The 19275-nt window shown below is 36.9% G+C and carries 9 protein-coding genes; all 9 read left to right on the forward strand.

Translation table 11 applies throughout. The annotated features are described in order from the left end of the window. Positions 1–88: 88 nt before the first annotated feature. The 9 genes from OZP11_RS24115 to OZP11_RS24155 all read left to right on the forward strand — a co-directional run bounded on the left by OZP11_RS24115 (position 89) and on the right by OZP11_RS24155 (position 19253). The gene (locus OZP11_RS24115; RefSeq protein ID WP_281233038.1) at positions 89–1507 is read left to right on the forward strand and encodes an acetylxylan esterase; all 1419 of its coding nucleotides are present in this window, start codon (positions 89–91) and stop codon (positions 1505–1507) included. A 67-nt stretch (positions 1508–1574) separates the two neighbouring features. Continuing rightward, complete coding sequence (locus OZP11_RS24120; RefSeq protein WP_281233039.1) at positions 1575–4025, forward strand: glycoside hydrolase family 95 protein; 2451 nt, start codon at positions 1575–1577, stop codon at positions 4023–4025. A 410-nt stretch (positions 4026–4435) separates the two neighbouring features. Beyond that, positions 4436–6004 carry an MGH1-like glycoside hydrolase domain-containing protein gene (locus tag OZP11_RS24125; RefSeq protein ID WP_281233040.1) on the forward strand — a complete coding sequence of 523 codons (1569 nt, stop codon included), beginning with the start codon at positions 4436–4438 and terminating at the stop codon, positions 6002–6004. Between the two features lie 39 nt (positions 6005–6043). Then, a complete protein-coding gene (locus tag OZP11_RS24130) occupies positions 6044–6913 on the forward strand; it encodes a hypothetical protein (RefSeq protein ID WP_281233041.1) in 870 nt (289 codons plus the stop codon). A gap of 408 nt (positions 6914–7321) precedes the next feature. Then, on the forward strand, positions 7322–10072 hold the full coding sequence (locus OZP11_RS24135) for a glycoside hydrolase family 78 protein (RefSeq protein WP_281233042.1): 2751 nt from the start codon (positions 7322–7324) through the stop codon (positions 10070–10072). Positions 10073–10215: 143 nt separating this feature from the next. Beyond that, a complete protein-coding gene (locus OZP11_RS24140; RefSeq protein ID WP_281233043.1) occupies positions 10216–11361 on the forward strand; it encodes a sialidase family protein in 1146 nt (381 codons plus the stop codon). A gap of 211 nt (positions 11362–11572) precedes the next feature. Next, entirely contained in the window at positions 11573–12457 is an 885-nt protein-coding gene (locus tag OZP11_RS24145; RefSeq protein ID WP_281233044.1) for a sugar phosphate isomerase/epimerase family protein, read from the forward strand. Between the two features lie 188 nt (positions 12458–12645). Further along, positions 12646–15375: an alpha-d-galacturonidase gene (locus tag OZP11_RS24150; protein WP_281233045.1), complete on the forward strand. Its 2730-nt coding sequence runs from the start codon at positions 12646–12648 to the stop codon at positions 15373–15375. A 434-nt stretch (positions 15376–15809) separates the two neighbouring features. Beyond that, complete coding sequence (locus tag OZP11_RS24155; protein ID WP_281233046.1) at positions 15810–19253, forward strand: malectin domain-containing carbohydrate-binding protein; 3444 nt, start codon at positions 15810–15812, stop codon at positions 19251–19253. Positions 19254–19275: the final 22 nt, after the last annotated feature.

Genomic DNA, 19275 nt, shown 5'->3' on the forward strand with positions numbered 1-19275 from the left:
AATGAATAAGTTTGGTTAAAGCCAATTTTTGAAAATCAATTTGTTTTTCTCCAGTTAAAACTGGAGGCAATTCAAAAAACATTTAATAATGAAAAATTTAAAATACATCATCTTAGTTTCCATTTTGGCTTTGACATTTGCCAATGCGCAAAGCACTTCTGATACCAATTTTAGAAAACCGGTATCAGAAACTTTAAAGAAAATTGAAACGCTTTTTAAAGTAACGATCAACGATGACAGAGGTTTATTAAAAGGAAAAGAACTGGATTATGCCGATTGGAGAATTGAACCAGGAAATCTGCCGCTTTCGTTGACCAATATTTTGGCTCCATTCGAATTGATGTATTTCAAACAACCGGATGGAACGTACATTATTCGTAAATATGAAAACCATAAAGTTTCTGTCGATAAAGGAAAAGAACGTTTATTTTACTTAGAAAGCCTTTATTCGACAAAAGAAGAATGGGAAAAACGCAAAACGGAGTTAAAAGCTTGTATGATTACATCATTTGGTTTGGATAAGGCGCCCCCTACACCTAAGTCTAAACCACTTTTAACTCCTAAGAGAATTTACAAAGATTATAGTGTTGAAAATATAGCTTTGGAAATTTTACCAGGGGTCTACGCGACCGGTTCGATTTATAAACCGTATCCGTTAAATAAAAAAGCAGCTGTTATTCTGACTCCCGACGGACATTTTGGCGACGGAAGATATAGAAAAGACGAGCAGTACAGATGTGCCATGATGGCCAAAATGGGAGCAATTGTTGTGGGTTATGACTTATTTGCTTGGGGAGAATCGCTATTGCAATTTCCTGAAGAAACGCACAGAAACAGTATTGCATCGACAGTTCAGGTATTGACAGGAATTCGTTTCTTAGATTATTTAGCAACCGTAAAAAATGCTGATATGACAAGAGTCGGCGTTACAGGAGGTTCTGGCGGAGGATCGCACACGATGTTTTTAGCAGCGATTGATGACCGTGTAAAAGTTTCGGCTCCGGTTGTGATGGTTTCGTCTCACTTTTCAGGCGGATGTCCATGCGAAAGCGGCCGAGGTCTCCACTTATGTGGAAACGGAACAAACAATGCCGAAATCTCAGCCATGATGGCTCCAAAACCGCAATTAATTGTTTCAGACGGAAAAGATTGGACTTTGGCAGTTCCTGAATTGGAATTTCCGTTCATTCAAAGAACTTATGAATTATACGGTAAAAAAGATTTAGTTGAAAATGCTCATTTTGCAAAAGAAGGACATGATTTCGGAATCTCAAAACGTATGGCTCTGTATCCGTTTATGGCGAAATATTTAGATTTAGATTTGAATAAAGTGAAAAATGACAAAGGCGAAATCGACGAATCGACTTGTGTAATTGAACCAAAAGAAAAGCTTTTTGTTTTTGGAGATAAAGGAGAAAAACTGCCGAAGAACGCTCTAAAAGACATCAACAAATTATATGAAATGTTCGGAGAAAAAAATCTGAAAGTTTACGAGGTTAAGAAATAAGTTGAGATAGCCACGACCCGAGCGATAGCGAACAGGCGAAGCAATTCATGGCCAAAAAAAATATACTATGAAGTTAAAAATTAAAATCACAGCAATCTGTTTTGGAATTTTTTCATTTGCTGCAACAGCACAAAATGACTTAAAATTATGGTATGATAAACCAGCTGCAATCTGGAACGAAGCTTTGCCATTAGGCAACGGACGTTTGGGGGCAATGGTTTTTGGTGATCCGGCAGTTGAGCGTTTGCAATTGAACGAAGAAACTATTTGGGCTGGTTCTCCAAACAGCAATGCGCATACAAAATCAATCGAAGCTTTGCCGAAAGTAAGAAAGCTTATTTTTGACGGAAAATTTGATGAAGCGCAAGATTTGGCTACGAGAGATATTATGTCGCAAACCAATGACGGAATGCCGTATCAAACATTCGGAAGCGTTTATATTTCATTCAATGGACATCAAAAATATACTGATTATTACAGAGATTTAGATATCAGCAACGCTACGGCGAAAGTAAAATACAAAGTAAATGGAGTTGAATTTACAAGAGAAATTCTAACTGCATTTTCAGATCAGGTAATTGCGGTGAAACTTTCTGCAAGTAAACCGGGACAAATTACGTGTAATGTTTTCATGAACAGTCCGATTGATAAAACAGTCGTTTCGACAGAAGGAAATCAAATTATTCTTTCGGGAGTTGGAACTAATTTTGAAGGCGTAAAAGGAAAAGTAAAATTTCAAGGAAGACTTACGGCTAAAAACAAAGGAGGAGAAATTGATTCGAGCAATGGTGTTTTAAGCATCAACAAAGCTGATGAAGTTGTTTTATATATTTCGATTGCAACTAATTTTAAAAACTACCAGGATATTTCTGGAGATGAAATTGTAAAAAGTAAAGATTATTTAGCGAAAGCTGAAGTGAAAGATTTTGAGACGATTAAGAAAGCGCATGTTGATTTTTACCAAAAATTCTTCAACAGAGTTTCTTTAGATTTAGGTTCGAATGATTTAGTTAAGAAACCGACAAACGAAAGAATTAGAGATTTCTCTAAACAATTCGATCCACAATTGGCTGCTTTATACTTCCAGTTTGGACGTTATCTTTTAATTTCAAGTTCGCAGCCAGGCGGACAGCCAGCGAATTTACAAGGAATTTGGAACGATATGGTTACACCGCCTTGGGACAGCAAATACACGACAAACATCAATGCCGAAATGAATTACTGGCCAGCGCAGGTAACGAATCTTCAGGAGATGCACGAACCGTTTGTTCAAATGGCAAAAGAATTAAGTGTTACAGGTGCAGAAACGGCAAGAATGATGTACAATGCCAGCGGATGGGTTTTGCATCACAATACTGATATTTGGCGAGTTACCGCTCCGGTTGATTCAGCAGCTTCGGGAATGTGGCCAACGGGTGGCGCTTGGGTTTGTCAGGATTTATGGGAAAGATATTTATACACAGGAGATAAAAAGTATTTAGCAGAAATTTATCCGATTATGAAAGGTGCTGCCGATTTCTTTTTGGATTTCATGATTGTAGACCCAAACACAGGATATTTGGTTGTGGTACCTTCAAGTTCTCCAGAAAACACACATGCTGGCGGAACCGGAAAATCGACAATTGCATCAGGTACAACAATGGACAATCAGTTGATTTTTGATTTGTTTACGCATGTTATCGAAGCTTCTGCATTGGTTTTACCAGATGCTGCTTATGTGAAAAAAGTAAGCGATGCTTTGGCAAAAATGCCTCCAATGAAAATTGGAAAACACAATCAGTTGCAAGAATGGCAGGACGATTGGGATGATCCAAAAGACAATCACAGACACGTTTCGCATTTGTACGGATTGTATCCGAGCAATCAGATTTCACCAATCAAAACACCAGAATTATTTCAAGCAGCTAAACAATCGTTGATTTACAGAACAGACGAATCTACAGGCTGGTCAATGGGATGGAAAGTGAATTTATGGGCAAGATTATTAGACGGAAATCACGCTTATAAACTGATTCAGGATCAATTGCATTTAGTAACGGCTGATCAAAGAAAAGGAGGAGGAACATATCCGAATATGTTAGATGCGCATCAGCCTTTTCAAATTGATGGGAATTTTGGATGTACAGCTGGTTTTGCCGAAATGCTGATGCAGAGTCAGGAAGGAGCGATTCAGTTACTACCTGCTTTACCAACAGTTTGGAAAGACGGAAGTATAAAAGGTTTAGTAGCAAGAGGCGGTTTCGTAATCGATATGACTTGGAAAAATAACAAAGTTTCGACTTTAAAAATCTATTCGAAAATTGGAGGAAACTGTCGTTTGAAAGTAGAAAATACATTAAGTGGTTCTTCAATCAAAAAAGCAAAAGGTAAAAACACAAATCCGTTGTTTTATGATGTTGAAGTAAAGAAGCCAATTATTTCAAATGAAGCAAAACTGGAAAAAGAAAAACTGCCTAATTACAATATTTACGATGTGAATATGAAAGCAGGGCAGACGTATACTTTTATGGGGAATTAATTTTTTGAACCATATAAGTAATATAAGAAAATATAAAAGTTAGGTCGTTCCTGCAAGGTTTCCAAAACCTTGTAGGTATGAAATCACAATTCTAGTTTTATAATGAGAGGATTGTTAAAAAAAATGAATTGCCTCCAGCTTTAGCTGGAGGTTTAGGAATTATGCGGTAAAAGGCTTTAGCCAAAAGGGTTCAAAAAGATACCTACAAGGTTTTAAAAACCTTGCAGGAGAAATAGAAGTGTTGAAAAAACGAGAATTTCTTTTGCGTGAGTGATGGAAGTGGAGCTCTTTTTTGTGAGGCGTTTTGCTTCGCCAATTCGCTACCGCTCGGGTCAGCCGAACAAAAAAAGCGGGAACGGACAGCACGACCCGGAGGGACACGCCCAAAATATTAAATTAATAGAATTAAAATGTTACGAGATTTTAAATACAAAATAATAGCCCTTTCCATCGTAATTACTTGTTTAAATGCAAGTTGTAAATCTGGCTCGGGATCTTCGCAATTAGGAAAATCGGCTATTTTAAAAGAAAAAAACTTCAAACATTATGTTGATTATTTCAACACAATGGAAGATGAAAATTTAAAATTTGCCATCCCAAATGACAGTGCCTGGGCTTGGATGGAAAAGAATATTCCGTTGTTTGAATGTCCGCAGCAAAACTTTGAGGAAATCTATTATTTCAGATGGTGGAGCGCTCGCAAACACATTAAAAACACGCCGCAAGGATTTGCTATTACGGAGTTTTTAGTAGACCGTTCGTATGCCGATAAATACAATATGATCAGTTGTGCTTTGGGGCATCATATCAACGAATTCAGATGGGTTCATGATCCAAAATACATTGAGCAGGATGTGAAACTTTGGTACCGAGGCAATGACGGAAAACCAATGAACAAACTGTATAAATTCAGCAGTTGGACAGCCGATGCTTTATACAATCGTTATTTGGTGAATAAAGACGAAAAATTCTTATTGGATTTGTACCCGGACATGGTTACTGATTATGCCGTTTGGGAAAAAGACCGTCAGCGCAAAGATGGTTTGTTTTGGCAGCATGATGTAAAAGACGGAATGGAAGAATCTTTAAGCGGCGGACGAAAAGTACAAAATGCAAGACCGACGATTAACAGTTATATGTTTGGGAATGCTATAGCGATTTCTAAAATGGCTGAAATGAAAGGTGATAAAGATGCTGAAGCAAAATTCAAAGCGAAAGCTGATGATTTGAAGCAATTAGTAGAAACGAAATTGTGGAATCAGAAAAGTGAGTTTTTTGAAACTTTGACTGAAAAAGATACACTGGCGCAGGTTCGCGAAGCCATCGGATTTATTCCGTGGTATTTTAATCTTCCAGAAAAAGGAAAAGGATTTGAAATAGCCTGGGAACAATTGAAAGATGAAAAAGGATTTTCGGCTCCGTTTGGTTTAACAACGGCTGAAAGAAGAAGTCCGCGTTTTAGAACGCACGGAACTGGAACCTGCGAATGGGATGGGGCAATCTGGCCTTTTGCAAGTTCGCAGACTTTGACAGCAATGGCAAATGTTTTAAACGATTACAATCAGGATTTTGTTGCAAAACCAGATTATTTCAAACAAATGGAATTGTACGTGCAATCGCAGTATTACAGAGGAAAACCTTATATTGGAGAATATTTGGATGAAACAACAGGTTATTGGTTAATGGGCGATAGAGAAAGAAGCCGTTATTACAATCATTCAACTTTCAACGATTTAATGATTACTGGTTTGGTTGGTTTGCGCCCGAGAGTTGATGAAAAGATTGAAGTAAATCCGTTGATTCCGCAGGAAAAATGGGATTGGTTTTGTCTGGATAATGTTCTATATCACGGCAATATTATTACCATTCTTTGGGATAAAACGGGGGAAAAATATAAAAAAGGAAAAGGTTTTAGAGTTTTCAAAAACGGAAAAGAAATTGCGTTTTCTGAGAAATTGGAACGAGTGATTGCAGATTAATTTATCCGCAGATAAGCTGATTTAAATGAAGAATAAAATTTGGAGAAAACAGTACTAAATTATTCAATCAAAGGAGGTGTATTTCAGATTCTATGGAATCTGGTTTTTGTGGTACTAGGTGTTTATCTTTTTTCTCAAACAAACTTTGAAAGAATTACATTTACGTTTTCTCATCTGGCGTTACCTGTCGCTGCAGTTTTATTTGTTATTGTTTATGGTATAAAGGCGGTAATGACACTTTCCAATTTTCATAAAAAAATAATATTTTCACAAGAAGGAATAGAACTCAATGAGACATTTTTTGAATGGAAAGATATTGTATTTCCAAGAGTTTTTTTCAAGACTGAACATACGGCCAAGTTCAATATGTCCTATAAAGCGTTTTACTTGACTTTTGTTTACAAACAGGAAACGATCGAAATAAAAATTGATGATTATGATGTATCTGAAAATGAAATAAAAGAACTTCTGAAAAAATATACTCCAAAATACACTCCAAGTCCTATGAATGAAGAAAAAGCAGTTTACGAACCTATACATGATTTTAACCAAATCATAACTTTAGATCAATATTATGATCTTGAACATGAAGACTCAGAAGAAGCTATAAAAGATGTCCAGAAGTTAGCCGTAAAAGATCTTGGTGCAGTAAGACGCTTTTGTGAAAATCAGCTTTTTGTACAGCCTGATAAAGTTAGTTTCGTTTATTATTCGCTGAGTGAAGATGAAGAGATTGATAAATGGGCAGACTTTCTTTCAGAGGAGTTTTGCAGAGTGTATCAAATAGCATTAAACCAAAATAAAGTTAAAGAATTAACTCCCGTTTTGTATGAGATTTTGGTCGAAAATATAACTTTATATAGTGCTGATAGAGTTAGAGAAGCATTATTAAAAGGTTTGGAATCATAAGGACGTAGAAACTCGTTTAAACGCTTTGACGTTCCTTGAAGATTGGACTGATGAAGCGGTTTTGAAAAGTAATCCGATTGTAGTTTCTAAATTGAGACAAAAGCTGAAGGACCCTGAATGGAAAATGCGCTGGAAAACAAGTAAATTTTTAGAACGAAATAAAATCGCCTTTGAGAGTTTAAGTACGCTTGATAAATTGAAAAGGTTTATTAATCCTTAATTTTTAGGATTAGCTTGTCATTTCGACGTAAGGAGAAATTACACTAGTAACTCCATAAAGTAAAGCCAATCTTTGTAGAATCCCGCGTGTGATTTCTCCTTCGTCGAAATGACAATACTTTGGCTTAAAAAAGAAAAAAAATATACCTAACAGGTTTTTAAAAACCTGTTAGGATAAAAAACAATACCATGAAAAAGTTTTTTTTACATCTTACCTTAATCATTTCACTTTTCACAATTTCGGCGAAAGCCCAAAACAAAATCAGTGTGAGTGATTTAAAATGCGAAATGCTGACCAATCCCGAAGGAATTGACGTTTTACAGCCCAGATTGAGCTGGAAAATAAAAGCAGCTGTAAACGATGTAAAACAAACGGCATATCAAATTACTGCGTCTTCAAGTTTAGACAAATTAAACGCAGGAAACGGCGATTTATGGGATAGCGGAAAAGTGCAAAGCGATGCTTCTGTAAATGTAATTTATAACGGAAAAAAGCTGAAAGACCGTCAGGATGTTTTCTGGAAAGTAACTGTTTTTACCAATAAAGGAGAAATTCAATCAAAAGAAAATGCACATTTCAGCATCGGGATTTTGACTTATGCCGATTGGAAATCAACTCGATGGATTGGTTATGAAAAAACGTCTCCCGGAGATAGTATTTCGCAGTATTCCAGATTATCTGCGCGTTATCTTCGAAAAGAAATCAACCTGAAAAAGAAAGTTAAAAATGCCAAGGTGTATATCATGGGAATGGGATTATATGAACTTTACATTAACGGAAATAAAATTGGCGATCAGGTTTTAGCTCCTGTTCCGACAGATTATACGAAGAATGTAAAATACAATGTTTTTGATGTGACTTCGCAATTGCAGGAAGGCAAAAACATGTTGGGAACGATTTTAGGAAACGGACGTTTTTTCACCATGCGTCAGGATTACAAACCGTATAAAATCAAAACGTTTGGTTATCCTAAAATGGCTTTGCAGTTATTTGTGGAATATACCGATGGAAGCAAAGACGTAATCAGAACCGATGATACTTGGAAAATTACAACTGACGGACCAATTTTAGCCAACAATGAATACGACGGAGAAGAATACGACGCCCGTAAAGAAATGAAAGGCTGGAACACCGTTAATTTTGATGATAAAAAATGGCTTTCTGCAGAATATGTTCAGGAACCGGGCGGATTCTATGAAGGACAGATGTCGGCTAATATGAAAGTAAAGCGTGAAGTAAAACCGATTTCGATAAAACAAACGCCAAAAGGAACTTATATCTTAGATATGGGACAAAATATGGTGGGCTGGCTGCAATTGAAAGTCAAAGGAAATAAAGGCGATAAAATCACGATGAAATTTGCGGAGTCACTTCAGCCAGACGGTTCGTTGTACATTGCGAATTTACGTGATGCAAAAACCACTGATATTTATACTTTAAAAGGTGAAGGCGAAGAAGTTTGGGAACCTCGTTTTGTTTTCCACGGATTCAGATTTGTTGAAATTTCAGGATTTACCGCAAAACCAACATTAGAAAATTTTGTTGGAAAAGTCGTTTATGATGATATTCAAACCACAGGAACTTTTGATTCATCAAATCCAATTATGAATCAGATTTTCAAAAATGCCTGGTGGGGAATCAGCGGGAATTACAAAGGAATGCCAATCGATTGTCCGCAGAGAAATGAGCGTCAGCCTTGGCTGGGAGACAGGACAACGGGCGCTTACGGCGAAAGTTTCTTGTTCGATAATCAGGCTTTGTACGCAAAGTGGCTGGACGATATTAAAAATTCGCAAACTATAGATGGGGGACTTCCAGATGTAGCACCCGCTTTTTGGCGTTATTATGGAGATAATGTAACATGGCCGGGAACCTATATCACGGTTGCAGATATGTTGTATCAGCAGTTTGGTGATGAAAAAGTGGTTGAGAAACAATATCCGTACATGAAAAAATGGATGGATTATATGGAAGAAAATTATTTGGTTAACGATTTAATGACCAAAGATAAATACGGAGATTGGTGTGTTCCGCCAGAATCTCTAGAATTAATTCGTTCAAAAGATCCGGCTCGTTTAACAGACGGAGAATTGATTTCAAGCGCGTTTTATTATCAGCTTTTGAATATCATGAAGAAATTTGCTGTGATTTCTAAAAAAGAGAATGACATTCAGCACTATGACGAATTGGCTTTAAGAATCAAAAAAGCGTTCAATGCCAAATATTTAAATACAGATAAAAACAATTACGCCAATAATACAGTAACAGCCAACTTATTACCTTTAACTTTCGGAATGGTTCCAGATGGACTTCAAACCAAAATATTTGAAAATTTGGTTCATGAAGTAGAAGTAACTAAAAACGGTCACGTAAGCACAGGTGTTATTGGAACACAGTTTTTAATGCGAACGTTGACCAATTACGGTCGGGGCGATTTGGCTTTCAAATTAGCATCCAACAAAACGTATCCAAGCTGGGGTTATATGGTTGAAAACGGTGCAACAACAATCTGGGAACTTTGGAACGGAAACACGGCAGATCCGGCGATGAATTCGCAAAATCATGTGATGCTTTTAGGTGATTTATTGATTTGGTATTACGAAAACATGGCCGGAATCAAAAGCAATCCTGAAACTCCGGGATTCAAACAAATCATTATGAAACCAGATTTCAATGCTGGATTAACTTATGTAAATGCTTCTTACGAATCCGTTTACGGGACAATCAAAAGCGACTGGAAAAAAGATAAAAAGGCTTTAGTCTGGAATATTACCATTCCGGCAAATACATCTGCAATTGTACATCTTCCAGCGGGCGATATTTCGGCTGTTTCAATCAATAAACTCAAGCTGAATAAGGCTTCATACACTTATTCTGTTGAAAAAAATAGTATTGTTCTTACGCTTCAGTCAGGTTTTTATACTTTAAATGTTAAATAGTGCAGATTTGCAATAATTCGGGACAGTACAGGATACATCTTTAAAATTTTAGTGTCATTTTTACACTTAATAAATATTTTTGCGGAAAAAATTATTAGGTATGCATAAAATATCTAAATTTTAATTCAAATTAAAACTTAAGAATGAAGAGTGTAAAAATAGCTGCTGTATTGTTTAGTTTACTTCTTTTAGGAAGTTGTAAATCGGCATTGGAAAAAAAGACCTGGAAAGAAGGAATTTTAGTAGACGAATTTGTTTACGATGAAGCACCTTATCCATCCTGTCACGCCATTACAATTGTCGAAGCGACCAATGGTGATCTTGTTGCTTCATGGTTTGGAGGAACTCATGAGAGAAACCCTGATGTCTGCATTTATGTAGCAATCAAGCCTAAAGGAAGTGATAAATGGACAGAAGGTGTAAAAGTGGCCGATGGGGTTATGAAAGAAGGTCCAAGATTACCAACCTGGAATCCTGTTTTATATCAAATTCCGGGCGGCGATTTAATGCTTTTCTACAAAATAGGACCAAAACCATCAGAATGGTGGGGCGTAATCAGAACTTCATCTGATGGCGGAAAAACGTGGTCTGAGGCTCAAAAAATGCCAGATGGTTTCTTAGGTCCAATCAAAAATAAACCGGTTTTATTAAGCAACGGAACTTTATTATGTCCGTCAAGCATTGAAGGCGACGGCTGGAGACTTCGTATGGAATCTACCCCGGATTTCGGAAAAACCTGGGTAATGGGTGACACGCTTCCAAGAGGAAAACAAAAAATCAATGCGATTCAGCCAAGTATTTTATTCCACAAAGACGGAAGCATTCAAGCAATTGGAAGAACCAGAAACAGAGCGATTTTCAGCACTTTCTCAAAAGACAACGGAAAAATGTGGTCTGATATTGAATTAATCGGACTTCCAAATAACAATTCAGGAACTGACGCTGTAACACTAAAAGACGGAAGACATTTATTGGTTTACAATCACGTCCTTCCTCCGGGAAAAGAAGCAAAAGGACCAAGAACGCCTTTGAACGTTTCGGTTTCTAAAGATGGAATTCACTGGGATGCGGCTTTGGTTTTAGAAGATTCAAAAATCAGCCAGTATTCTTATCCTTCAATGATTCAAAGTTCCGATGGGATGGTGCATATTGTGTACACATGGAGACGATTAAAGCTGAAATATGTCAAAGTCGATCCGAGTAAACTGGTGGCGCTGCCTATTAAAAATGGTGTTTGGCCGGGTGAAGAAGGAAAAGTGGTAACAGCTGTAAAAGCGGAAGAAGAATAAAATTAATTGAACCATTAAGAGATTAAGAAAGTTAAGTTGTTGTGCTTAATAAAAATAAACCATTAAGAGATTAAGGAAATTAAGTTGCTGTGCTTAATAAATTATTCTTAAAAATAAGAGTATTAAGGCTTAATTTTCTTAATGTCTTAATGGTAAAACCAATAATATGAAGCTTAATTTCCTTACTATCTTAATGGTAAATTCAAATAACATGAAGCTAAATAAAAACTTAATTGTTGTATTATTTGTTGCGATGTCAACAACATTCAACAGCTGTGCAACGGCTCAGTCTTCAAACAAAAAGCAGAATTATAAAGTGGCAGTTTGCGACTGGATGATTTTAAAAAGACAAAAACTGGGTTCTTTTGCTTTAGCAGCCGAGATAAAAGCAGACGGAATAGAACTAGATATGGGCGGTTTAGGAAACCGACCAACTTTTGACAGTAAACTAGGCGATCCGGTAGAAAGAAAAAAATTCTTAGATAAATCGAAAGAAACAGGAGTTGGGATCAGTTCAATTGCCATGTCTGGATTTTACGCACAATCATTTGCCACAAGAGAAATCGCACCCATGATTACCGATTGTATTCAGGCAATGAAAAACATGAAAGTGAAAGTGGCCTATCTGCCATTAGGAACGCAAACGGATTTGGTTAAAAATCCGGAACTGCGTCCAGAAGTGATTAAAAGATTGCAGTGGGCAGGAAAAGAAGTGGGGAAAATAGGCGGCGTTATTGCAATTGAAACTTCTTTGGATGCAGCAGAAGAGAAAAAACTTTTAGACGAAGTAGGTTCAAAATACATAAAAAGCTCTTTCAACTTTGCGAATGCTTTAGACAATAAAAGAGATATTTCGTCAGAATTGAAGATTTTAGGAAAGAAATATGTAGCGCAGATTCACGCTTCAAACACCGATCAATTTTGGTTAGAAAACGATCCTGCGATCGATATGCCAAAAATCAAACAAACTCTGGACGAGATGAAATGGAGCGGCTGGCTGATTGTAGAACGTTCCAGAGACGTTAATCAGGTACATAACGTAAAAGCCAATTACGGAGCAAACGCAGCTTACTTGAAGAAAATCTTTCAGAATTAAATAATAGATTCTTCTCTCATTTTGTTATCCCGAGGAACGAGGGATCTCCACAAGTAACTCTAAGATTGGAGATTTTTGTGCAGAGCTGCCTGCGAATATTTGCTTCGCCAGTCGTTATCACTTGAGCCTCCTTCGTCGAAATGACAAACTCAACGAGAATTCCTAATGAATAAAAAAAATAGCATACCATGAAATATTTACAATTACTTTTTTTATTTTTTTGCGTCTCTTTCGCTGCCGCGCAAAACATTACTATTGTTAGTGATGCCAATTCGCCCAGAGCAAAATTTGGCGCGGAGAAATTATCAGAAACCCTTTCGGCAAAAGGATTCACTGTTGCTTCAGCAGATAAATTAAAAAGTTCAAAAGACAAAGTAATTGTTATTGGAGAAAAAGGAACTGACTTTTGGAAAAAGAATGCGAAAAGCGCCAAAATCGACGACAGCAAATTAACGAAGAAAGAAGGTTTCTTAATTCGCACTCAAAAAAATATAATTTATATTGAAGGATCAGATGCAAGCGGTACTTTGTATGGCGCAATGGAATTGGTTGACAAAATTAAAAGTTCAGGTCAGCTTCCTTCAGAAATCAATATAGACGATAGTCCGGAAATGGTGTTGCGCGGCGCTTGTATCGGAATGCAGAAACCGGTTTATCTTCCGGGACGCGATGTTTACGAATATCCGTATACACCGGAAACTTTTCCTTGGTTTTATGATAAAGCACTTTGGATTAAATACTTAGATATGCTGGTTGATAACCGCATGAACTCTTTGTATTTATGGAACGGACACCCATTTGCTTCTTTAGTAAAATTGAAAGAATATCCGTTTGCAGTTGAAGTAAGCGACGAAGATTTCAAAAAGAACGAAGAAATCTATAAATTCCTAACAGTTGAAGCCAACAAAAGAGGAATCTGGGTTATTCAGATGTTTTACAACATTATTGTTTCTAAGCCTTTTGCTGAGCATTATAATATTAAAACACAAGATCGTTCAAGACCAATCACGCCTTTGTTGTCTGATTACACTAGAAAATCTATTGCTGCTTTCATCGAAAAATACCCAAACGTTGGTTTGATGGTTTGTTTGGGAGAAGCAATCAATACGGTTGATGATGACGTGGAATGGTTTACCAAAACAATTATTCCGGGTGTTCGCGATGGTTTACAGGCATTAGGAAAAACAGAAGAACCACCGATTATTTTACGTTCTCATGATACAGACGGGCCTTTGGTGATGGAAAAATCACTTCCGTTATACAAAAACCTTTATACAGAAAGTAAATATACAGGAGAGTCTTTAACGACTTATACGCCGGGTGGACCTTGGGGAGAAACGCACAAACAGTTGAGCGCTCTTAAATCCATTCATATCGAGAACGTTCACATTTTGGCAAACTTAGAACCTTTTAGATACGGTTCTCCGGATTTTATCCAAAAAACGGTAAAAGCAATGCACAGCGTACACGGAGCCAATGCATTACACTTATATCCGCAAGCTTCGTATTGGGATTGGCCATATTCTGCTGATAAAACAAAATCGGGCGAGCGTTTATTAGAAATGGATCGCGACTGGATTTGGTACAAAGCCTGGGCAAGATATGCCTGGGACAGCAAAAGAGACCGAAACGAAGAAGTTAAATACTGGGATAAAGATTTAGCAGCGAAATTCGGAACCACTCAGGAAGCGGCAAATAACATTTTAAAAGCATACGAAGAAACAGGAGAAATTGCTCCAAAAACGTTAAGACGTTTCGGAATTACAGAAGGAAACAGACAAACTTTATTGTTAGGAATGTTCGAAAGCCAATTGGTGAATCCGTCAAAATGGAGAGTGTATCCAGGATTCCACGAATCTTGCGGGCCTCCGGGAGAATTGCTTTTAGAGTATGCTAAAAAAGAATGGAACAAAGAACCGCATTCCGGTGAACTTCCAACGCAGATTATTGCTGAAATAGTAGAACACGGAAGGTTGGCTGTTGAAGCCATTGACAAAGCCGAAGCAAGCGTAACGAAAGATAAAGAAGAATTTGCACGTCTTAAAAATGATATGCATGCGTACAAAGCTTTCGCGGACTTCTTCTCAGAAAAAGTAAAAGCAGCGTTGTTGGTTTTAAGATACAGTTATTCAAATGATATTGCCGATTTAGATAAAGCGATGCCTCATTTGGAAAAAAGTTTAGAGTACTACGAATTATTGGTGAAGCTAACGAAAGATACGTATTACTATGCCAACAGTATGCAGACAGCACAACGCAGAATTCCGATTGGAGGAGACGACGGAAACAACAAAACATGGGCTGAATTATTACCGCATTACGAGCGTGAATTGGCTAATTTTAAAAGAAATTTGGATAAACTAAAATCTTCAAAAGACGGAAAAGTAGAAAGCAAAGAAGGGAAGCCTTGGAAAACGGCTGATGTAACTTTCATCGATGAAAAACCGGGAACGTATTTAGTGAAAACCGGAACAAAAGTGTACGGAACAGATATTTCTGAATTGACAAAAATAGCTCCTGAACTTCAAAACCTAAGAGGATATTCGTTTGTAGAAAACGATCAAAACGAAAAAGGAACACATTTGAAGTTTAGAAATACAAAAGCCGTTAAATTAGTGGTTGGCTATTTCAACTCAGATCAAAAGAGATTTTTATTGCCGCCAAGTTTAGAAACTGATGCAGCAGGAAATGCGCACGGTCAAGCCGAAGTAATTCTGGCAAGTGCCATGAATTTGAAAGATTTACCTCGTGTAAACATTCATACCTACACCTTCCAGCCTGGCGAAAATAAATTAGATTTAGGAAAAGGAAAAGTATTGATTTTAGGTTTCATCGACGCAGACCAAAACATTACACCTCGTGATGTTGGATACATTGATGCAGGAGAGAAAGCAGCGGTAGATTGGCTGTTTTATTAATCCACGTTCCTGCAAGGTTTTCAAAACCTTGTGGGTATTGTAAAATAGAATAATTTGGGCGTGTCCCTCCGGGTCGGGCTGTACGTTCCCGCTTCCCGATGAAAAATCGGGAGAGCTCCACTGCCATCCCTCACGCGAATAAAGGTATAAACACAATCTTGTCATCCCGAAGAACGAGGGATTTCAAAAAGAAGCTCTACAAAAGAGCGTTTAGTTTCCTGCAAGGTTTTCAAAACCTTGTAGGTATTGTAAAGTTTATTAGATGCCGAAAATTAAACCTACAAGGTTTTGAAAACCTTGCAGGATGGACAACGAAACTTAAATTACCTTATATAACTTATATGGTTTTTAAAAATATGAACAGAATAGTTTTTTTTATTTTTTGTTTTTTTTCAAGTACATGCTTTGTTTGGAGTCAAAGCACTAAGAATTCAGTGAAAGTCCGAAAGGAAGTTTCGCTGAATTCAGCTTGGGAAACCATAATTTTGGATAATCCGCAGAATGAAAAAACTTTTGCAGAGAATCCAAAAACTGATTCCAATTGGGAAAAAGTGAATGTGCCTCACAATTGGGATCAGTATTATGGTTTCAGAAGAACAAAACACGGAAATTTACACGGAACAGCCTGGTACAAAAAGACTTTAAAACTGGATAAAACCGTATCCGGAAAAAGACTCTTTTTGTTTTTTGAAGGCGTGAGTTCTTACGCAGCAGTTTGGGTAAATGGTAAAAAAGTGGGCGAACACAAAGGTGGGCGAACCACTTTTACGCTTGATATTACCAAAGCCGTTTCTTTAGAAAAAGAAAACCAAATTTTGGTAAAAGCTTCGCATCCTTCTTTTATTGCCGATCTTCCTTGGGTTTGCGGAGGTTGTTCCGGCGAATGGGGCTTCTCAGAAGGTTCTCAGCCAATGGGGATTTTCAGACCTGTTTCGTTAGTCATTACAAACGATGTTAGAATTGAACCTTTTGGCGTTCATATCTGGAATGACAAATCGGTTTCAAAACAAAAAGCAATTTTGCTTACGACTACAGAAATTAAAAACTACGGAACTTCAGATCGAAATTTAACTATTGAAAATGTTCTTTTTGATGCTTCAGGAAAGAAAGTGGTAAGCTCAAAAAGTACAGTTATAAATACTTCAGGCGAATTAAGATCGGTTTTGCAGACCTTACCGGAAATTCAAAATCCGAAATTGTGGTCGCCGTCAAATCCGTATTTGTATAAATTAGTTACTTCAGTTTTTGAGAATGGAAAAATAATCGATCAGTTAACAACACCGTACGGAATTCGTTGGGTTAGCTGGCCTGTGAGTCGTGACGGAAAAGACAATCGTTTCTTCATTAATGACGAACCTGTTTTTATAAATGGTGTCTGCGAATACGAACATCAAATTGGAAACAGTCATGCATTTTCTGACGAACAGATTCATGCCAGAATCGAGCAGATTAAAGCAGGCGGATTTAATGCTTTTAGAGAAGCACATCAACCTCATAATTTGTTGTACCAAAAAGAATTAGACGAAAACGGAATCTTATTTTGGAGTCAGTTTTCGGCACATATTTGGTACGATACGCCAGAATTCAAAGAAAATTTCAAAACTCTTTTACGCGAATGGGTTAAAGAACGCAGAAACAGTCCGTCGGTTGTTATGTGGGGCTTGCAGAACGAAAGTACAATTCCAAAAGAATTTGCCGAAGAATGCACACAGATTATCCGCGAAATGGATCCGTTATCGGCTTCACAAAGAATCGTAACGACTTGTAACGGAGGTGAAGGAACAGATTGGAATGTGGTTCAAAACTGGTCAGGAACCTACGGCGGAGATCCGTTAAAATACCATTTAGAAATGACGACTCAGTTATTAAATGGTGAATACGGCGCATGGCGTTCTGCCGATTTGCATACAGAAGGCGAATTCGACCAGAAAGGAACTTTAAGTGAAAATCGTTTTTCTCAGTTAATGGAAATTAAAGTGAGAGAAGCTGAATCGGTAAGAGATAAAATCGCAGGACAATTCAACTGGCTTTTTGCTTCACACGAAAATCCGGGACGAGTTCAAAACGGAGAAGGATTTAGAGATATAGACAAAGTAGGACCCGTAAATTACAAAGGACTTTTCACGATTTGGGGAGAACCTTTGGATGCGTTTTATATGTACCGCGCCAATTACGCCTCAAACAAAACCAATCCGATGGTTTATATTGTTTCGCACACGTGGCCAAGCCGTTGGGGAAAATCCGGAATCAAAAACGGAATCGATATTTATTCGAATTGTGACGAAGTAGAATTGTTTAATGATGTAAATAAACTTTCACTTGGAAAATTAAAAAATCCGGGAATTGGAAAACATTTTCAGTTTAACAATGTCAATATTCAGTACAATGTTTTATATGCCGTTGGATATGTAAACGGAAAAGCGGTTGCCAAAGATTATATTGTTTTGAATACTCTTCCGAAAGCACCAAATTTAGAAACTTTAGTTGCTGATAAAACAGATATTTTAAAAGCCAATAAAAACTATAATTATATCTACAGAGTAAATTGTGGCGGTTCTGAATATACAGATAGTTCAGGAAATGTTTGGTTAACAGACACGCACAAAAGCGGACAAAATACTTGGGGTTCTTTATCCTGGACAGATAATTTTGAAAAACTGCCTGACTTTTTTGCAAGCCAGAGAAGCAGTTTTGATCTTGTAAACGGAACAAAAGATCCAGAGTTATTTCAGAATTTCAGATACGGAGTTGATAAATTGCGTTACGAATTTCCTGCCCCAGACGGAGAATATCTTGTCGAATTGTATTTCACAGAACCGTGGTACGGAACAGGCGGCGGATTAGATTGTAAAGGCTGGCGTTTGTTTGATGTTGCAATCAACAATAATGTTGTTTTAAAAGATTTCGATATTTGGGCAGAAGCAGGTCATGATAAAGCGTTAAAGAAAACTTTTACTGTAAAAAGCGTAAATGGAAAAATCATGATTTCGTTTCCAAATGTAAAATCGGGACAAGCGATTATTTCTGCAATTACGATTGCAGCAAAAGATAAAAATGTAAAACCAGCAGATCAATCGCCAAGAAATATTCAGAATGTAAGTTTAGATGCTAAAGAATTTAAAATGGGTTCTTGGTTAGATATCAACTCAAAACAATATTTAAACTCAGAAGTTATTTTTACAGAATTACCTTCAGAAGTTTTTGGTGGAGATTATTTACAATTTGCTGATTACTCAAAAGCTTCTGGTTCGTTTACAGCAAAAGAAGAATCTACAATTTTTGTTTTGGTTGATGATAAAATAAAGTCATTAAAAGGACTTTCAGATTATAAAAAAATAGAAGAAAAAGCGAAAAACAACAGCGGAGTTTCTTTTGATGTTTTTACTAAAAAAGTAAAGAAAGGTGAGAAAGTTCTTTTTGATAATGCTGAGGTAATTTCGACAATTGTCGTTGTTCCTACTTACGATATGGGCGAAAAAGACGATTCAAGACCTGTAGTAATTATTGAAGCCGAAAAAACAAAAACAACGGGAACAGGAATTGAAAAAGGAAATTTCAAAAAAGCCGATTATATTGAGTTCACTAAAAAGACCAATAATAGTATCGAATTCGAAGTAAAACCTGGTGTTGCAGGGATTTATTTAATGCGCTTCCGTTTTATGAATCGAAATGAAACTCCGCTGAAAGTGAAATTTAAAATGGAAGATGCATACGGAATTTTAATGCGAAATGACACGATTGAATTTTTTCCTTCACCGGAAAAATGGAAAATTTTAAACACAACATCAGGAGGTTATATCAACGCAGGAACGTATAAAATTACCTTGGAAGGAGATGATTTGAAAGGGTTGATGATTGATAATTTTGAATTTCAGTAGATTTTTGAGAGGAACAAAGGGA

Origin of the sequence: Flavobacterium gelatinilyticum (genome assembly GCF_027111295.1) — a bacterium.
Lineage (GTDB): Bacteria > Bacteroidota > Bacteroidia > Flavobacteriales > Flavobacteriaceae > Flavobacterium > Flavobacterium gelatinilyticum.

What these genes read in the sequence shown, in the direction of transcription:
- OZP11_RS24120 (WP_281233039.1), top strand. Translation starts at nt 1,575, where the DNA reads ATGAAGTTAAAAATTAAAATCACAGCAATCTGTTTTGGAATTTTTTCA.
- OZP11_RS24140 (WP_281233043.1), top strand. Translation starts at nt 10,216, where the DNA reads ATGAAGAGTGTAAAAATAGCTGCTGTATTGTTTAGTTTACTTCTTTTA.
- OZP11_RS24150 (WP_281233045.1), top strand. Translation starts at nt 12,646, where the DNA reads ATGAAATATTTACAATTACTTTTTTTATTTTTTTGCGTCTCTTTCGCT.
- OZP11_RS24145 (WP_281233044.1), top strand. Translation starts at nt 11,573, where the DNA reads ATGAAGCTAAATAAAAACTTAATTGTTGTATTATTTGTTGCGATGTCA.
- OZP11_RS24135 (WP_281233042.1), top strand. Translation starts at nt 7,322, where the DNA reads ATGAAAAAGTTTTTTTTACATCTTACCTTAATCATTTCACTTTTCACA.
- OZP11_RS24115 (WP_281233038.1), top strand. Translation starts at nt 89, where the DNA reads ATGAAAAATTTAAAATACATCATCTTAGTTTCCATTTTGGCTTTGACA.
- OZP11_RS24125 (WP_281233040.1), top strand. Translation starts at nt 4,436, where the DNA reads ATGTTACGAGATTTTAAATACAAAATAATAGCCCTTTCCATCGTAATT.